The following is a 15,432-nucleotide window of genomic DNA, read 5'->3' as shown; positions in this document are numbered from 1 at the left end:
ACCTGAGGGCCAGCGGAATGAAGGCGAGCGCCAAGCAATTTGTCAAGCGAATCGCGATATCAGGCGGGCTGGAAGCCGCGAATGTGATCCGTTCGACGGGCCTGATGCGCGGCGCGCGTGGACGTGGCGCGATCTTCACGCTGCATCATGTCCGCCCCGATCAGGGCGCGTCCTTCTCTCCCAACGCGCACCTCGAAATCACGCCGGAGTTCCTGGAAGAGGCGCTCTCGCAGCTGAAACGCGACGGCTATCGCTTCGTGGCGCTGGACGACGTCCCTGCCCTTTTGGCCGAACCGTCGCCCAAGCAGCCCTTCGCGGCGTTCACGCTCGACGACGGCTATCGCAACAATCTGGTCTACGCGTTTCCCGTCTTCGAGCGCCACGAGACGCCCTTCACCATTTTCGTCGCCAAGGGGCTGACCGAGCGCACCCACACCATCTGGTGGGAGACGCTGGCGGTGCTTTTACGCAAGGAAGAGCGGCTGACCTTCGATTTCGGCGGCGGCAGCGAGGCGATCGACTGCTCGACGCCTTCGGGCAAGGCGCAGGCATTCGGGCACTTCGCCCGCTTTATCCACCAGAGCGACGAGAGCACGGCGGTGGCCGCCATCGATGCGCTTGCCCGCGCGCATGACGTCGATCCTATCGAGATCGTCGAAGACCTCGTCATGGGGGCGCCGGAGCTCAACCTGCTTGACGCCAGTCCGCTGGCCTCGCTCGGCGCCCACACGGTGAGCCACCGCGCCGTTTCGCGGCTGTCGGACGCCGAGGTGCGCGTGGAGATGCAGGCGTCGCTGGACTACGTGACCGAGATCAGCGGCCGGCGGCCGCAGGCGTTCGCCTACCCCTATGGCACCCGCGAAGCGGCGACATCCCGTGAGGCCGGAATCGCCGGAGACATGGGCTTCAAAATTGCGGTGACGACGCAGCCGGGCGTGGTGACGCCACGGTCGCTTTCCAGCACCGCCTATCTTCCACGACTGTCGATCAACGGGCTCTACCAGAAGGCCCGCTATGTCTCGGGCCTCGCGTCGGGCATTCCACTGAAGCTCATGGGCCGCTGAGGCGGCTACGGATACATCCGCACCTTGCTCCAGTCGCCATCCGGCGTTTCGCGGCGAAACTCGACGCGATCGTGCAGGCGGAACGTCTGGTCCTTCCAGAATTCGATCGAGACCGGCTTGATGCGGAAGCCGGACCAGTGCGGCGGGCGCGGAATGTCGCCGATCGCATAGCGCGCGGTGTACTCGGCCACCGACTTTTCGAGCGCGAATCGGCTCTCCAGCGGACGCGACTGCTTGGAGGCCCAGGCGCCGATTCGGCTGCCGCGAGCGCGCGTCTTGTAATATTCGTCGGCTTCCCGGTCGGTCACGATTTCGACATCGCCACGCAGCCGCACCTGACGACGCAGGCTTTTCCAGTGAAAACACATGGCGGCTTTTTTCTGCCCGAGGATCTCTCGGCCTTTCTGACTTTCGAAATTCGTGTAAAAGACAAACCCGTTGAGATCGAACCCCTTAAGGAGAACCATGCGGACATTGGGAAGGCCGTTTTCGTCGACCGTCGCCAGCGCTACCGCATTCGGGTCATTGATCTCGGAAGCCTCGGCTTCCTTGAGCCAGTCGGCAAAGATGTCGAACGGCTCGTTTCGCTCGGTGAAGTCACTGGTTGTTAACTCATTTTCCGACATATTAGCTCAAATGCCCCGGGTTTATGCGAAATTTGCCCAGCTTTACGCTACTGGACAGGACGAAGGGTGGAAGTCATAGCAAAGTCAGGTCGTCATACAAAGGGTCTGCTGCGTCGAAGCGCGGCCTTCTGCGTTGTCGGCATGGCAGTGCTCTCCCTCTCCGGCTGCATGGCCGGGGGGCTCGATCTGTTCAGCAGTTCGAAGGTCGATCGCTCGGTCGCCACCGGCACCGTGCCGCAGCCGGCACCGACCAGCGACAGCATCTCGGATGAAATGACCGTCGGCAATGCCGTCACCTCGGCCGATATCAACGGCCTGCAGGGACGCCCGCTGCCTTGGGCGAACGCCTCGACGGGCAGCGCCGGCGTGATCGACACGATCGTCGAAAATAGCGATACCGGACAAGTCTGCCGGCAGTTCCGCACCACCCGCCATTCCTATGTCGGCATCGCCAAATTCTACGGCAAGACATGCCTGGTCGGCGGTGGCAACTGGCAGCTTCTGAGCTTCCAGCCGGAGAGCTGACATGCGCAGGCTGGCCCTGCCCGGCATGGCCTTGCGTACTTCGTTCAATTTTTAGCAAAACGATAACCATCCGGCGTGAAAGCGCCGGCCGCGTCGATGCGAAATAAGGACTGATTAGCAACTTTACCGGAGGATCAGCCTGATTAGCGCGTTCATTTATCTTCTTTGGAAGTGAACCCGGACGCACCAAATGAGTTGTAAGAGCTCGGTGTGCAGGACAAAGCAAGCACACCGCACCCTAACCGGCGGTTTGAGACATATGCGCGATCCTTATAAGACATTGGGCGTCAGGCGCGACGCGGGACAGGATGAGATCAAGGCAGCGTGGCGCAACATGGCAAAGGTTGCGCATCCCGACCACAACCAGGGCGACCCGACCGCGACCGCGCGGTTCGCCGAGATCGGCCGCGCCTACGATACGCTGAAGGATCCCAGGAAGCGCAGCTTGTTCGACAGTGCCGCCCGCATGGCGGAAGCCAAGGCCGCCGCAGCGAGCAAGGCCGACGACAACACCATCATGCAGCAGCGCAACGCCGCCCGCGAAGCCGCGCTTCGCGCCAAGGCGGCGCAGGAGAATGCCGAGCGCGTGATGGAAGAGCTTGCCCGCGCCGCCGCGCAGAAGGCCGCCGCCGACGCCGCCAAGCAGCAGCAGGCCGGCACCGCGGAAGCGGCTGAAGAGGTGGTCGAGCGGATTTTCGGCGCACGCGCCGCTTCCGGCGGCGGACGCAGCCAGGCTGCCGGTCCGGCACCTGCTGCCGCCAAGCGCCCCGAGCCCGCGAAAGCCAATGCCGAGAAGCCGGTGGATGCCCCCAAGGCCGAGGCCGAGCAGCCTGCGGAAGACGCAGCCGCTGCCTCCGCCGCCATCCTGCAGCCGCTTAGCCTGCTGACCTCGCTGGTCCGCCGCTTCACCGGAGCACCGGCGCCCGCGCCGGAAAAGGCGCCGGACCAGACGGTGACAGCGACAGTTGCCGTCGGCGAGCTGCTGAAGGGCGGTCGCCTGACCGTCGATCTCGGCGAAGGCCGCGACGCTGTCATCCAGCTCGCCCCCGGCATGACGGAGGGGCATCAGGTGCGCCTGAAGGGCCAGGGCCACAAGTTGACCGGCATGCAGCGCGGCGATGCTATCATCACTCTGCACATCGCGCCGGATCCGCATTTCACAGTCGACGGCTTCGACCTGCATACGGTGTTGCCGGTTACGATCGAGAACGCGGTGCTCGGCACGGAAGCGACGATCGACGGCCCCGACGGTTCGCTTTCCATCACCGTTCCCGCATGGTCCGGTTCCGACAAGACCATCCGCGTCGAAGGCCAGGGGCTTCCCAACGACGTCGGCGGAAAGGGCGATCTTGTGGTCGAACTCCGGATAATCCTGTGGGAAAAGCCCGACGACAAGGTCACGGATCTCATGCGCAGCATGAAGAACGGGCTGTTTTTGTAAGATTCCAGTGAGTAGAGCACCCTTTATTACGATCCCTAACAGTTGATGATTGCTGCCAATCTTGAACCGATGGGCCGGCTATGCCATAGGCAGGATCGATCAGGAATCTTAGGGGACGAATTATGACTCAGGCAGCAGGCCTCATGTCAGGCAAACGCGGCGTCATCATGGGCGTCGCCAACAATCGCTCGATTGCGTGGGGTATTGCCAAGGCCATTCATGCGCAGGGCGGCGAAATCGCATTCACCTACCAGGGCGACGCCCTGAAGAAGCGCGTAGAGCCGCTGGCCGCCGAACTCGGCGGCATTCTGGCCGGCCACTGTGATGTCAGCGATGAAGCATCGATCGACGAGGTTTTCGACAACATCGAAAAGACCTGGGGCAAGATCGACTTCATCGTGCATGCGATCGGCTTCTCCGACAAGGACGAACTGACCGGCCGCTACGTCGATACGACCGCCGACAACTTCGCCAAGACCATGCAAATCTCCGTCTATTCGTTCACGTCGGTGGCGCGCCGCGCCGAAAAGCTGATGACCGATGGCGGCTCGATGCTGACGCTGACCTATTACGGCGCCGAGAAGGTCATGCCGAACTACAACGTGATGGGCGTCGCCAAGGCCGCACTCGAAGCCAGCGTCAAGTATCTCGCCGTCGATCTCGGACCGAAGAACATCCGTGTAAACGCGATCTCGGCCGGCCCGATCAAGACGCTCGCGGCCTCCGGCATCGGCGATTTCCGCTACATCCTCAAGTGGAACGAGTACAATGCACCGCTGCGCCGTACCGTGACGATCGAGGAAGTCGGCGACGTCGGCCTCTATATGCTGTCCGACCTGTCGCGCTCCGTCACCGGCGAAGTGCACCATGCCGACAGCGGCTATCATGTCATTGGCATGAAGGCAGTGGACGCGCCGGATATTTCCGTCATAAAGGATTGATCGCACTCCTGTAATGCATCGCGCTCGCGTCTCCCGCCGACTTCGCGACAGCGATTCGGGAGGCGCGTTCGCCACACGGAGCCGATCATTGCTTATCTACGTCGTCAGACACGGCCAGACTGACTGGAATGCCGAACGTCGCCTGCAAGGGCAAAAGGACATTCCCCTGAACGCCATCGGCCGCGAACAGGCGCGCCAGAACGGCGTCGATCTCGCCGAAATCCTCAAGGTGGAAGGCATTGCCTTCGACTTCGTCGCCAGCCCTCTCGGCCGCACACGCGCGACGATGGAAATCCTGCGCGGCGCCATGGGCCTTGCACCGGAAGACTACCGCACCGACGAGCGGCTGGTTGAAGTTTCCTTCGGCGACTGGGAAGGCTTTACAATCAAGGAACTAAAAGCGACCGCGCGTGACCGGATCACCGAGCGCAACCTCAACAAGTGGGATTTCATTCCACCGGGGCCTGCCGCCGAGAGCTATGAAATCATGTCATGGCGGGTGGCGTCCTGGCTGAATTCCGTGGACCGGCCAACGGTGTGCGTGACGCATGGCGGGGTGATCCGCAGCATGTTCAGGACGATCGCGGGGCTGCCGAAGGATGAAGCGGCCGAGGGCGAGATCCCGCAGGACCGCATCCTCAAGATCGAGACGTCGGACAATCTTATCGGCTGGATCTGATTTCAGGGAACGACGTCGAGGTCGTTGATCACGCGTTTTCCATCGACCTCCGTGTAGAAGACGATGACCTTCACGCCGGCTTTAAGCCCTTCGAAATTGAACTCTTCCGGCGCCTGATAGGTCTTGCCGTCATCCAGCACCAGACTGAGATTGGTCATGTCGATCGTCTTGATCGTGGCTTCGACGTCCGCGCTCTCGGCGAAACTGTTGATCGGCGACAGGAAGCTTGCCGTGGCCAGAAGGGTAGCAACTACAAAACGCATGACGGCTTTCCCTCGAAAACGCGATTCCAATATCCAATTGCTCACAGATAACCCCTCGAATATGGCGAAATTTGCCCTGAAGAATGGCCTTCCGCGCCTAATTTATGAATGAAGTCTAACGGTCTCCATAAGAATTCATTAACAATCCCCGAAGTGTTTTTCGACTATCGCCGAAGTTGAGATCGAGGAAATCGTAAATTAACTGACGCGACCTAGAGTCTTTCCCCAAACAGGGGAACCTTCTTTTGCCATTCCGCCTCAAGAACAGCAACAGGCTGCGGCGCGTCTTCCGGAATACCCGCGTCTCATTTCTGGTTTCCAGCATCGTCGCGGCGATGGTCGTTATCGTCGGCTTCAGTCTTGATCGCGCCAATACTGCAACTCATCTTCGCGAATTGAGCATCCGCACCGAAAACGAGACAGGGCTGCTTCGCGCCCGCCTGACGGCGCAGATCAACATGGACATGACCGTCGTCCGGGACCTCGCGAACATGGTTGCGATCAGTTCCGCCATGAATACCGAGGAAATGGAGCGGCAGATCAACTGGCTGCTGATCCAGAACCCGCATTTCGTGCACGTGGCGCTTGCTCCCAACTTCATCGTCAGCTCCGTGTATCCGCCGCGCGCCGCCAAGGAGCGGCTTGGCAAGGACGTGCGCGACGCGCTTCCCTCGACGCAGGGACTACGCGATATCGGCATGCATCAGGCCCGTTTCTACGGACCGATCAAAGGGATCGACGACAAGGACAACTTCGCGATCTTCTTTCCCGTCTTCGTCAAGGAAAACGGGATACGCAAGGTCTGGGGCGCCGTCGAGGTGGCGATCGACCAGAGCCTTTTCTATCAGAGCACCGGCCTGAAGGCCGTGCACAACAACGAAAACGAAGAGAAGTATCCGCATCTCGACCATCTTTCGATCGCGGTGCGCGATCTGGCGGGCAAGGATGGACCTGCAGCGCCTTTCTACGGGCCGTCCGACGTGCTGGACAGGCAGCCAATGCTGCGCAAGGTGAATTTCGCCGGCGGACAGTGGGAAATCGCCGCCGTGCCGAAGGCCGGATGGGATGAAACGCCTGACAACCAACCGGTATTGCGGGTGATCATCCTTATTGCAGGAGGCATCCTGATCCTCTCCGTGTTCTTCGCCGCACTGCTGCTCGGCGAGCGCAACCGTAACATCAGGCAGCTCCAGGCGCGCGAGGCGACACTGCTGGAACTCTCGCAGCGGCTCAATCTGGCGCTGGAATCGTCGAAGATCGGCATATGGGAGTTGCACGACCACGGGCACACACTGTTTTGGGATGCGCGCGCGGCAGCGCTTCACGGCAAGAAACCGGAAGACGGCAGCCACTCGCTCGAGGACTGGCTGGCGACGATCTTGCCCGAGGACCGCCATGTCGCGGAGGTGCACTTCTTCAACTACAACGTCGCCGGCTCCGCTTATACCGCACAATACCGCATCGAACTGGAAGACGGCTCGCTCCGGCATCTGCGCTCCGTCGGCGCCTTCTACACCGACGCGGGCGGAGCCGATAAGACGGTCGGTATCGTCTGGGACGTGACGGCGGATGCGGAAGCGGCGGAGACGCTGCGCAAGGCCAAGGACCTCAGCGACATCAAGAACGCCGAGCTGGAACTGGCGCTGGACGAACTGTCGCGACGGGAGACCGAACTGGCGGAATTGTCGGGCAAGCTCGACCTGGCGCTGGATTCCTACCAGTGCGGCATATGGGAAGCGACGCTTGGCGACCAGGGGTCCATCTGGGATGAGCGGATGCACGATCTCTATGAGCTGGCGCCGACATCCGGCTTCATGACCGAAGAGACATGGCTTTCCTGCATTCTCGAGGAAGATCGGCATCTGGCGGTGGAAAGCGCGCGCTACTATCAGCAGCTCGGAGATAGCCATACGCTGATCTGCCGCGTTCCGACCCGGGATGACGGCATCCGCTATGTCCGTTCCACCGGCAAGGTGCACCAGACGCCGAGCGGCCAGCTGAAGATCATCGGTGTTGCATTCGATGTCACCGAAGACGCGCTGATGACCATCAAGCTCAAGGCTGCCAAGGACGAGGCCGTCGCCAAAAACATCGAGCTCGAGCTTGCCAACAATCGCATCGAGCACAATTCGCTGCACGACCCGCTGACAGCACTCGCCAACCGCCGCAAACTCGACATCGCGCTGGAGCGCCTGACGATCGATGGCGAGCGTGACCGCCAGAGGTTCGCCATCCTGCATATCGACCTCGATCGCTTCAAGGAAATCAACGACACGCTCGGCCATGCCGCCGGCGATGCCATGCTGGTGCATGCGTCGAAGATCCTGTCGCGGAGCATCGGCGACGGAGATCTCGTGGCGCGCATCGGTGGCGACGAGTTCGTGATCCTGGCGCAAAACGCCAGCGACACCGAAATGTCGGCGCTATCGGCACGCGTGATCGAGGAAATGCGGCAGCCGGTCGATTTCCAGGGCTTCTCCTGCCGCTGCGGCGTTTCGATCGGCATCGCGCTTGCCAACGGCGTACATGTCGATGCGCGCAAGGTGCTGATCAATGCCGATATCGCGCTCTACCGCGCAAAGAGCCTGGGCCGGAACCGCTTCGAGTTCTTCAATCACAACCTCCAGGCCGATATCATCAACAACAAGCGGATGGCTGACGAGATCCTCGCGGGCATCGAGAACGGCGAGTTCACCGCCTGGTACCAGCCGCAGTTCAGCGCACGCACGATGCAGCTGACCGGCATTGAGGCGCTGGTGCGTTGGCAGCACCCGACCCGTGGCCTGCTGACACCCGACCGCTTCTTGAAGATCGCCGACGAAATCAACGTCGTGCAGGCACTCGACCGCATCGTTCTGGAAACCGCGCTCAAGGACAAGATGCGCTGGGCGGCGATGGGGATCACTGTTCCGAAGGTCTCCGTCAACGTTTCTGCGCGGCGGCTGCACGACGACAATCTGCTGCATTCGCTGAGCGGGCTGCAGATCACGCCCGGCGAGATTTCCTTCGAACTCGTCGAATCGATCTTTCTCGACGAGAGCGAGGATATCGCTGCGGAGAATATCGAACGTATCAAGGCGCTCGGCATAGACATCGAGATCGACGACTTCGGCACCGGACACACCTCGATCGTCAGCCTTCTGAAGCTCAGGCCGAAGCGGCTGAAGATCGACCGACAGCTGGTGCAGCCGATCGTCACCTCGCCACAGGAACGCGCGTTGGTAAGCTCGATCATCGACATCGCCCGTTCGCTCGGCGTGGAAACCGTGGCCGAGGGCGTCGAGACAGGGGCACATGCAGCACTTCTCGACGAACTCGGCTGCGATCTTCTGCAGGGCTATGCTTTCGCCCGTCCGCTTTCCTTCGAGGATTTCTGCAACGCCGCGATGGAACAATCCTGGCGGCTCGCCTCGTAGATGGTCGTTCACGATTTGCAGAAACAGCATTTTCGTCAGCGACCGCTTTCAAGCAAAGAAAGCCTTTTTCCGTCACCGCTTTTGGCCTATGAGTGTCGCGCCTTTTGAAGAACGGCGCGGCCGGCAGTGACGGTGCAGCGCGATCCGGTCGGAACATATGTCGCATAATACATTCGGTCACCTCTTCCGCGTAACCACCTGGGGCGAAAGCCACGGACCGGCGCTCGGCTGCGTCGTCGACGGCTGCCCTCCCGGCCTGCGCTTCAAGCTTTCAGACCTGCAGGTGTGGCTCGACAAGCGCAAGCCCGGCCAGTCGCGCTTCGTGACCCAGCGTCGCGAGGACGATCTGGTAAAGGTCCTCTCCGGCGTGATGTTCGACGAGGACGGCGAGACGATGATCTCGACCGGCACGCCGATCTCGATGCTGATCGAAAACACCGACCAGCGCTCCAAGGACTACGGCGAGATCGCCCGCCAGTACCGGCCGGGCCATGCCGACTACACCTACGATCTGAAATACGGCATCCGCGACTATCGCGGCGGCGGACGCTCCTCGGCGCGCGAGACGGCGGCGCGCGTGGCGGCCGGCGGAATTGCACGGCTGGTCGTTCCCGGCGTTCGCGTGCGCGGCGCGCTGGTGCAGATCGGCAAGCACAAGATCAACCGCGACAACTGGGACTGGGACCAGGTCGACCAGAACCCGTTCTTCGCGCCCGATCCCGAGATCGTTCCCGTCTGGGAAGAGTATCTCGATGGCATACGCAAGAAGGGTTCGTCGATCGGCGCCGTGGTCGAGGTCGTCGCCGACGGCGTTCCGGCCGGTCTCGGCGCGCCGATCTATTCCAAGCTCGACCAAGACATCGCCTCGCTGCTGATGTCGATCAACGCGGTCAAGGGCGTCGAGATCGGCAACGGCTTCGAAGCCGCCGAAATCACCGGCGAGGAAAACGCCGACGAAATGCGCATGGGCAATGACGGGCAGCCGATTTTTCTGTCCAATCACGCCGGCGGCATTCTCGGCGGCATTTCGACAGGGCAGCCGCTAGTCGCCCGCTTCGCGATCAAGCCGACCTCGTCGATCCTGACAGAGCGTCAGTCGATCGACGCGGACGGCAAGAACGTCGATATCCGTACCAAGGGTCGCCACGACCCCTGCGTCGGCATCCGCGCGGTGCCGATCGGCGAGGCCATGGTCGCCTGCGCCATCGCCGACCACTATCTCCGTGACCGCGGCCAGACCGGCCGACTGAAATAGGAATATCTCCATGGCTTACGATCAGAAGCGCGTCGTTGACGCTATCCGGGCTTTCGAGGCCGGCGAAATCGTCGTTGTCGTCGATGACGACGGCCGCGAAAACGAAGGCGACCTCATCGTCGCCGCCGTGCACTGTACGCCGGAAAAGATGGCCTTCATCGTGCGCCACACCTCGGGCATCGTCTGCACGCCGATGCCGAAGGAAGAGGCCAAGCGCCTCGGTCTCAACGCCATGGTCGCCGAAAACGATTCAGCGCACACGACTGCCTTCACCGTCACCGTCGACTTCAAGCACGGCACGACGACCGGCATTTCAGCCGACGACCGCACGCTGACGGTGCGCAACCTCGCTAATCCGAATGTCGGCGCCTCCGACTTCGTGCGCCCCGGCCACATTTTCCCGCTGGTCGCCCGCGAGGGCGGCGTTCTGATGCGCTCCGGCCATACCGAGGCCGCTGTCGATCTCTGCAAGCTCGCCGGCCTGCCGCCGATCGGCGTGATCTGCGAACTGGTCAACGACACCGGTAGCGTAATGCGCGGTCCGCAGGTGTCCAGCTTTGCCGAAGAGCACGGCCTGAAGCTGGTTTCCGTCGCCGACCTCATCGCCTATCGCCAGCGCAAGGAAACGCTGATCCAGCTGCAGGCGAGCTTCGACGTCGAAACGCCGTTCGGCAAGGCCAAGGCACACAGCTATTCGCTGCCCTGGGATCCGATGCAGCATCTCGCGGTCGTCTTCGGCGACATCCGCGACGGCATCGACATTCCGGTTCGCCTGCATACGGAAAGCGTCGTGGACGACCTGTTCGGCAAGCGCACCGTCGATCACTACATGAAGAAGATCGCCGAGAAGGGTCGCGGGGTCATCGTCTACCTGCGCGAAGGTTCGGTGGGCGTCGGTCATCAGGACAACGGCCGCAAGGCGCTGGGCCAGGGCCGCGAAGCCCATGCGGAAGCGCAGAACCGTGAAAGCGAATGGCTGGAAATCGGTCTGGGAGCGCAGATCCTGAAGGATCTCGGCGTCAGCTCGATCAAGCTCCTGACTCGCAGCGAGCGCCACTACGTCGGCCTCGAAGGCTTCGGCATCAAGATCGCCGAAACCGAGATTGGCTGAGATCGATGAGATCAGACCCGGCGGCGCTAACGTGCCGCCGGTTCATGCTCAGGCGGCGATGCGCCTGAAGCGGCTGCGGACGTTTTGAATGTAATATTGTCCCGGCGACTGCGACGTGACCATGGCGATCACATCAGATTCGGCCACGCCTTCGAACTGCCGCTCCTCGCCATTGCTCAGGCAGACGCGAAGCCGGCCGTCCTCCTGGCTGAAATAGACCGCATCGATCAGCGTCGACTTCACCGTCAACGGCTCCATCTTCGCCTGCCGTCCGGCGCGGGTGACGATCGTCGCGGCGCGCGCATCGCGTCGCATTCGCAGCAGCGCCCGCACCTCGCGGCGAAGGCTGTTCAGGGCCGTCCATACGGCGAATTTGATGGCTCGTGTTTTCATGCAGCCATCTACGCAAGCGTGTCTTAAAGAGTTCAGGACAAGCATGGTAAAGCGCGCATCAACATTAATGCTTTGTAATCGCGAAGCAATTTCGTAAAATTCGAGTTATCCCGACTGCGTTCAGCCCTGCCAGCCGTCCATCAGCACCACCTGCTCGACGCCGGCAAACCTGGCGACGCGGTCGAGCTCGGCCAGCAGCTTTTCGATGCGGCCTGCGGATGGGCGCACGCCCGGTTCCAGCCAGAGGCGTTTGACGTCGAGACGGCCGTTCTTGCGATCCGCCTTCATGTCGATGCGGCCGATCAGCCTGTCGCCCTCCAACAGCGGGAAGACATAATAGCCGTATTCCCGCTTCGGTTCCGGCACGAATATCTCGATGCGGTAGAAGAAGCCGAACAGGCGCTCGGTCCTATTGCGATCGCGGATCATCGGGTCGAAGGGACTGAGCACGCGGATACGCGGCGGGGCGCCCGGGTGCTCATCGATCGACGACAGAAATCCGGCGAGCGCCCAGGACGGACGCGGCTTGCCACCGAGCGCCGGCTCTACAAGCACTTCCTCCAGCTCGTCGCGATGCTCCGCTACCCATGCCTTGGCCTCATCCGGCGACAGCAGGTCCCAGAAGGCCGCGATCTCGCCGTGCGTGGCGAAGCCGAGGCGCGTCAGGGCGCTGCGGCAGGCCCAGTCGACGAACTCCTCGCGGCTCACCTCGGGCTCATGGAACTCGGCTGGGATGACGCGCTCGACCAGATCGTAGATCTTCTGGAAATTGGAGCGGCCGGATATGGCGAACTTGCCGGTGCGCCAGAAATATTCGAGCGCGGTCTTGTTAGGGTGCCAGTTCCACCAGCCGCCCGAGACGTGGCCATCGGCCTTGATCTCGCGTGCCATGGTCGCGCCGTCGCGCGCCACCCGTTCGTAGGTCTCGTCGAACGCATCCGCATAGCCCTCCCCCTGCCACTTGCGCCAGCGCTCGACGAGGACGTCCTCTTCGCGGCGGAACTTGTGCTTCCAGTAGCGGAAGAAGGCACTCGGCAGGATCGAGGCGTCATGCGTCCAGTGTTCGAACAGCGCGCCGTCCTTCTCCAGCAGCGACGTCAGGTGCTCGCGCCTGTAGGTCTGGTTGCGCGAGAACAGGATCTGGTGATGCGCCCGTTCCACGGTCTGGATGCTGTCCACCTGGACGAAGCCGATATCGTTGATCAGCTGCAGCAGCCCCGATTTGCTCAGGGCCTTGTTGGGCGGCGCGCTCAATCCCTGCTTGGCAAGGAACACGCGGCGTGCATCGGCATTCGAGATGAGAGTCGTCATGGCCCAGCATAATCCGGAAAATATTCCCCGCCACCCGTTATCTCAGGGCCGGCATTGGTTTATAGAGCGGCGTATCAAGTCAGGGGGATCGCTTGGATATCCGCTTCGAAGGCGCCGGCGTCAGCTATGGAAAACGGGTCGCGCTGCAGCCGCTGACGCTTGAGATCAGCGAACGCCGCATAGGCATCATCGGGCTCAACGGCTCCGGCAAGACGACCTTCGCGCGCCTCATCAACGGCCTGACGAAACCGACGGCTGGGCGAGTGCTCGTCGACGGTCGCGACACGGCGGACGAGAAGACCGGACCCGGCGCCGTCGGCTTCATCTTTCAATCGCCGCAGAACCAGATCATCCTGCCGATCGTGCGCGATGACATCGCCTTCGGGCTGAAAAGCCGTGGTCTGAGCAAGGCCGAGATCGACGCCAAGGTCGAGGCGGTGCTCACACGTTTCAACGCGGCGCACCTCGCCGACCGCCGCGCCCACGAGCTCTCGGGCGGGGAACTGCAGGTCGCGGCCCTGTGCTCTGTGCTGGCGACGGATCCCGGCATTCTCATCCTCGACGAGCCGACCAACCAGCTCGACCTGCGCAACCGCGGCCTGGTGCAGAAGCTGATTGATGACCTCCACGAGCAGACGATCGTCATCACCCACGATCTCGACCTCGTTTCCGGCTACGACCGCGTGCTGGTTTTCCACGAAGGACAGCTCGTTGCCGATGCGCTACCCACCGAGGCCGTTCGCCGCTACCGGGAGATCGCCGGCTGATGCAATCGCTCTTCGTCGAAGGCAGCAGTTCGATGCACCGGCTTTCCGCCCGGGCGAAACTGATCGCCCTCGCCCTTCTCGGCATCCTGCTGTTTGCGACCGCCGATATCGCGCTGCTTGCGGCTGCCGTCGCGGCAACCGCCGTGGTCTATCTGAGCATCGGACTGCCCTTTCGCGCGGCGCTGGCGCGGCTGCGGCCGATCTTCCTGACGATCGTGATCGTCGCCCTGTTCAGCCTCGCCTTCAATCCCTGGCACGAAGCCGTCATCGCGCTGTTGCGGCTGACGGCGCTGATGCTTTTTGCCGCCTCCGTCACCGCGACGACATCAGTCACGCAGTTCATGGACGAGATCACGCTTCTGGCGCGGCCACTGGAACGGCTCGGCCTGCTGCGCGCCGACGATGTCGGGCTGGCGGTCGGGCTTGTGGTGCGTTTCGTGCCTGAAATTCTAAGCCGCTACCATGCCATCCGCGAAGCCCATGCGGCGCGCGGCATCAAGCTGCGTCCGACGACGGTGCTGGTGCCGCTGATCATCCTCACCCTCAAGGATGCGGATAACATCGCGGCGGCGATTGACGCCCGCGGCATTCGGCGGCATGTGGATTAGCAGAAATTAAAACACGGAGTCCCCATGAGCACCCGCGATCTCGTTCTCTCCGCCCTTTTCGCCGCCATCATCGTTGCGCTCGGACTGCTGCCGCCGATCACGCTCGGCTTCATTCCGGTACCGATCACGGCGCAATCGCTCGGCGTGATGATGGCCGGCGTGGTGCTGGGCGCGCGGCGCGGGACGATCGCGGTGCTGATCGTGCTGGTGCTTGTCGCCATCGGCCTGCCGGTGCTGTCCGGCGGCCGCGGCGGCCTTGCCGCCTTCGCGGCGCCAACCACCGGCTTCCTGATCGGCTGGGTGTTCGCGGCGCTGACGACGGGCTATATCAGCCAGACGGTTGTCCGGGAGGGCCAATCCGCCTTCGCACAGACGGCCGGATTCTTCCTGGCGGCGGTGATGGGCGGCGTGGTCGTGCTCTATGCCTTCGGCATCGTCTACCTGACCTTCGCCGCCGGGATCGACTTCAGCAAGGCATTCCTCGGCTCGATGGCCTTCATTCCCGGCGACATCATCAAGGCCTTCGTCGCCGCACTGGTCGGCCGCGCCGTCATGGCGGGCTACCCGCTATTGCCGGCACGCGGCTAGTCCACGAAGCCATACAGCCAGTCGCGGGTGATCTCCGGCAGCGGCACCGGTAGCTGGTCCTCGGGTGATCGTGCCTGCCAGATAATCTCCACCTCGGCGGCATGTTCGCCGCTGGTGACCGCCGCGATGATGAAGCCCACGGAGCGCAGGCCGATCTTGTCGACCGAGGCGGTGAAGGCCACCTTGTCGTCGAAGCGCAGCGGGCGGTGAAGGATGCAGGTGACCTTGGAGGCGACGTAAAGCGGTTCATCCTCCAGCTGCGGCCGCGAAGACCAGAAGTTGGCGAGCACGGATTCGGCATAGGCGATATAGGAGCCGAGAAACATCTGGCCGTTCATGTCCACGTCGCGAAACGGCACATGCATCTCAACCACGTTCGATCGCCCAGCGTCGTGCATCGCTTGTCCGCCCTCGTCCCCTGACAGGATGATAAAACAAGGCGCG

16 protein-coding genes are annotated in these 15,432 nt (G+C 62.3%); 11 read left to right on the top strand and 5 right to left on the bottom strand.

The features are described 5' to 3' along the window. Positions 1-17: 17 nt before the first annotated feature. On the top strand, positions 18-1,064 hold the full coding sequence (locus QTL95_RS12150) for a polysaccharide deacetylase family protein (protein ID WP_289720213.1): 1,047 nt from the start codon (positions 18-20) through the stop codon (positions 1,062-1,064). 5 nt (positions 1,065-1,069) lie between these two features. Here the strand turns inward: QTL95_RS12150 and pdxH are convergent, their stop codons facing one another. Further along, the gene (gene pdxH / locus QTL95_RS12145; RefSeq protein WP_289720212.1) at positions 1,070-1,690 is read right to left on the bottom strand and encodes a pyridoxamine 5'-phosphate oxidase; all 621 of its coding nucleotides are present in this window, start codon (positions 1,688-1,690) and stop codon (positions 1,070-1,072) included. Between the two features lie 66 nt (positions 1,691-1,756). Between pdxH and QTL95_RS12140 the strand changes: the two genes are divergently transcribed. The 4 genes from QTL95_RS12140 (at position 1,757) to QTL95_RS12125 (ending at position 5,276) form a co-directional block, all read left to right on the top strand. Then, on the top strand, positions 1,757-2,215 hold the full coding sequence (locus QTL95_RS12140; protein ID WP_037180944.1) for an RT0821/Lpp0805 family surface protein: 459 nt from the start codon (positions 1,757-1,759) through the stop codon (positions 2,213-2,215). A 259-nt stretch (positions 2,216-2,474) separates the two neighbouring features. Next, positions 2,475-3,656, top strand: a complete 1,182-nt coding sequence (locus tag QTL95_RS12135; protein ID WP_289720211.1) for a J domain-containing protein — start codon at positions 2,475-2,477, stop codon at positions 3,654-3,656. A 122-nt stretch (positions 3,657-3,778) separates the two neighbouring features. After that, entirely contained in the window at positions 3,779-4,597 is an 819-nt protein-coding gene (gene fabI / locus QTL95_RS12130) for an enoyl-ACP reductase FabI (RefSeq protein WP_289720210.1), read from the top strand. A gap of 88 nt (positions 4,598-4,685) precedes the next feature. Further along, entirely contained in the window at positions 4,686-5,276 is a 591-nt protein-coding gene (locus QTL95_RS12125; RefSeq protein WP_289720209.1) for a histidine phosphatase family protein, read from the top strand. Between the two features lie 2 nt (positions 5,277-5,278). Here QTL95_RS12125 and QTL95_RS12120 read toward each other — a convergent pair whose 3' ends face one another. Beyond that, positions 5,279-5,539: a DUF1344 domain-containing protein gene (locus QTL95_RS12120; RefSeq protein WP_289720208.1), complete on the bottom strand. Its 261-nt coding sequence runs from the start codon at positions 5,537-5,539 to the stop codon at positions 5,279-5,281. 245 nt (positions 5,540-5,784) lie between these two features. Between QTL95_RS12120 and QTL95_RS12115 the strand changes: the two genes are divergently transcribed. The 3 genes from QTL95_RS12115 to ribB all read left to right on the top strand — a co-directional run bounded on the left by QTL95_RS12115 (position 5,785) and on the right by ribB (position 11,321). Further along, entirely contained in the window at positions 5,785-8,955 is a 3,171-nt protein-coding gene (locus QTL95_RS12115) for a bifunctional diguanylate cyclase/phosphodiesterase (protein WP_289720207.1), read from the top strand. A gap of 157 nt (positions 8,956-9,112) precedes the next feature. Further along, entirely contained in the window at positions 9,113-10,210 is a 1,098-nt protein-coding gene (aroC, locus tag QTL95_RS12110; protein ID WP_289720206.1) for a chorismate synthase, read from the top strand. Positions 10,211-10,220: 10 nt separating this feature from the next. After that, positions 10,221-11,321 carry a 3,4-dihydroxy-2-butanone-4-phosphate synthase gene (ribB, locus tag QTL95_RS12105; protein WP_289720205.1) on the top strand — a complete coding sequence of 367 codons (1,101 nt, stop codon included), beginning with the start codon at positions 10,221-10,223 and terminating at the stop codon, positions 11,319-11,321. Positions 11,322-11,369: 48 nt separating this feature from the next. Here the strand turns inward: ribB and QTL95_RS28745 are convergent, their stop codons facing one another. Together QTL95_RS28745 and QTL95_RS12095 are read right to left on the bottom strand one after the other, a co-directional pair. Continuing rightward, positions 11,370-11,714: a KTSC domain-containing protein gene (locus QTL95_RS28745; RefSeq protein WP_289720204.1), complete on the bottom strand. Its 345-nt coding sequence runs from the start codon at positions 11,712-11,714 to the stop codon at positions 11,370-11,372. Positions 11,715-11,834: 120 nt separating this feature from the next. After that, positions 11,835-13,025 (bottom strand): winged helix-turn-helix domain-containing protein, encoded by a 1,191-nt coding sequence (locus QTL95_RS12095; protein WP_289720203.1) that lies wholly within the window; start codon positions 13,023-13,025, stop codon positions 11,835-11,837. 92 nt (positions 13,026-13,117) lie between these two features. Between QTL95_RS12095 and QTL95_RS12090 the strand changes: the two genes are divergently transcribed. Genes QTL95_RS12090 through QTL95_RS12080 form a run of 3 tightly spaced genes read left to right on the top strand, consistent with a single transcriptional unit; the run spans position 13,118 to position 14,988 of the window. After that, entirely contained in the window at positions 13,118-13,792 is a 675-nt protein-coding gene (locus QTL95_RS12090) for an energy-coupling factor ABC transporter ATP-binding protein (protein ID WP_289720202.1), read from the top strand. After that, on the top strand, positions 13,792-14,400 hold the full coding sequence (locus QTL95_RS12085; RefSeq protein WP_289720201.1) for a CbiQ family ECF transporter T component: 609 nt from the start codon (positions 13,792-13,794) through the stop codon (positions 14,398-14,400). The genes QTL95_RS12090 and QTL95_RS12085 overlap by 1 nt, the downstream gene beginning before the upstream one ends. A 24-nt stretch (positions 14,401-14,424) precedes the next feature. Next, a complete protein-coding gene (locus tag QTL95_RS12080) occupies positions 14,425-14,988 on the top strand; it encodes a biotin transporter BioY (protein WP_289720200.1) in 564 nt (187 codons plus the stop codon). Here the strand turns inward: QTL95_RS12080 and QTL95_RS12075 are convergent. Next, complete coding sequence (locus tag QTL95_RS12075) at positions 14,985-15,386, bottom strand: acyl-CoA thioesterase (RefSeq protein ID WP_289720199.1); 402 nt, start codon at positions 15,384-15,386, stop codon at positions 14,985-14,987. The genes QTL95_RS12080 and QTL95_RS12075 overlap by 4 nt on opposite strands. Positions 15,387-15,432 lie beyond the last annotated feature (46 nt).

It is taken from the genome of Rhizobium sp. S152, assembly GCF_030380735.1.
GTDB lineage: Bacteria > Pseudomonadota > Alphaproteobacteria > Rhizobiales > Rhizobiaceae > Rhizobium.
The sequence above is the reverse complement of the archived record's forward strand: the minus strand, read 5'-3'. Positions and strand labels throughout refer to the sequence as shown.

Excerpts from the sequence above, each read along its gene's own strand:
- QTL95_RS12150 (WP_289720213.1), top strand. The coding sequence starts at position 18 with ATGAAGGCGAGCGCCAAGCAATTTGTCAAGCGAATCGCGATATCAGGC.
- pdxH (WP_289720212.1), bottom strand. The coding sequence starts at position 1,690 with ATGTCGGAAAATGAGTTAACAACCAGTGACTTCACCGAGCGAAACGAG.
- QTL95_RS12135 (WP_289720211.1), top strand. The coding sequence starts at position 2,475 with ATGCGCGATCCTTATAAGACATTGGGCGTCAGGCGCGACGCGGGACAG.
- fabI (WP_289720210.1), top strand. The coding sequence starts at position 3,779 with ATGACTCAGGCAGCAGGCCTCATGTCAGGCAAACGCGGCGTCATCATG.
- QTL95_RS12120 (WP_289720208.1), bottom strand. The coding sequence starts at position 5,539 with ATGCGTTTTGTAGTTGCTACCCTTCTGGCCACGGCAAGCTTCCTGTCG.
- aroC (WP_289720206.1), top strand. The coding sequence starts at position 9,113 with ATGTCGCATAATACATTCGGTCACCTCTTCCGCGTAACCACCTGGGGC.
- ribB (WP_289720205.1), top strand. The coding sequence starts at position 10,221 with ATGGCTTACGATCAGAAGCGCGTCGTTGACGCTATCCGGGCTTTCGAG.
- QTL95_RS28745 (WP_289720204.1), bottom strand. The coding sequence starts at position 11,714 with ATGAAAACACGAGCCATCAAATTCGCCGTATGGACGGCCCTGAACAGC.
- QTL95_RS12095 (WP_289720203.1), bottom strand. The coding sequence starts at position 13,025 with ATGACGACTCTCATCTCGAATGCCGATGCACGCCGCGTGTTCCTTGCC.
- QTL95_RS12085 (WP_289720201.1), top strand. The coding sequence starts at position 13,792 with ATGCAATCGCTCTTCGTCGAAGGCAGCAGTTCGATGCACCGGCTTTCC.
- QTL95_RS12080 (WP_289720200.1), top strand. The coding sequence starts at position 14,425 with ATGAGCACCCGCGATCTCGTTCTCTCCGCCCTTTTCGCCGCCATCATC.
- QTL95_RS12075 (WP_289720199.1), bottom strand. The coding sequence starts at position 15,386 with ATGCACGACGCTGGGCGATCGAACGTGGTTGAGATGCATGTGCCGTTT.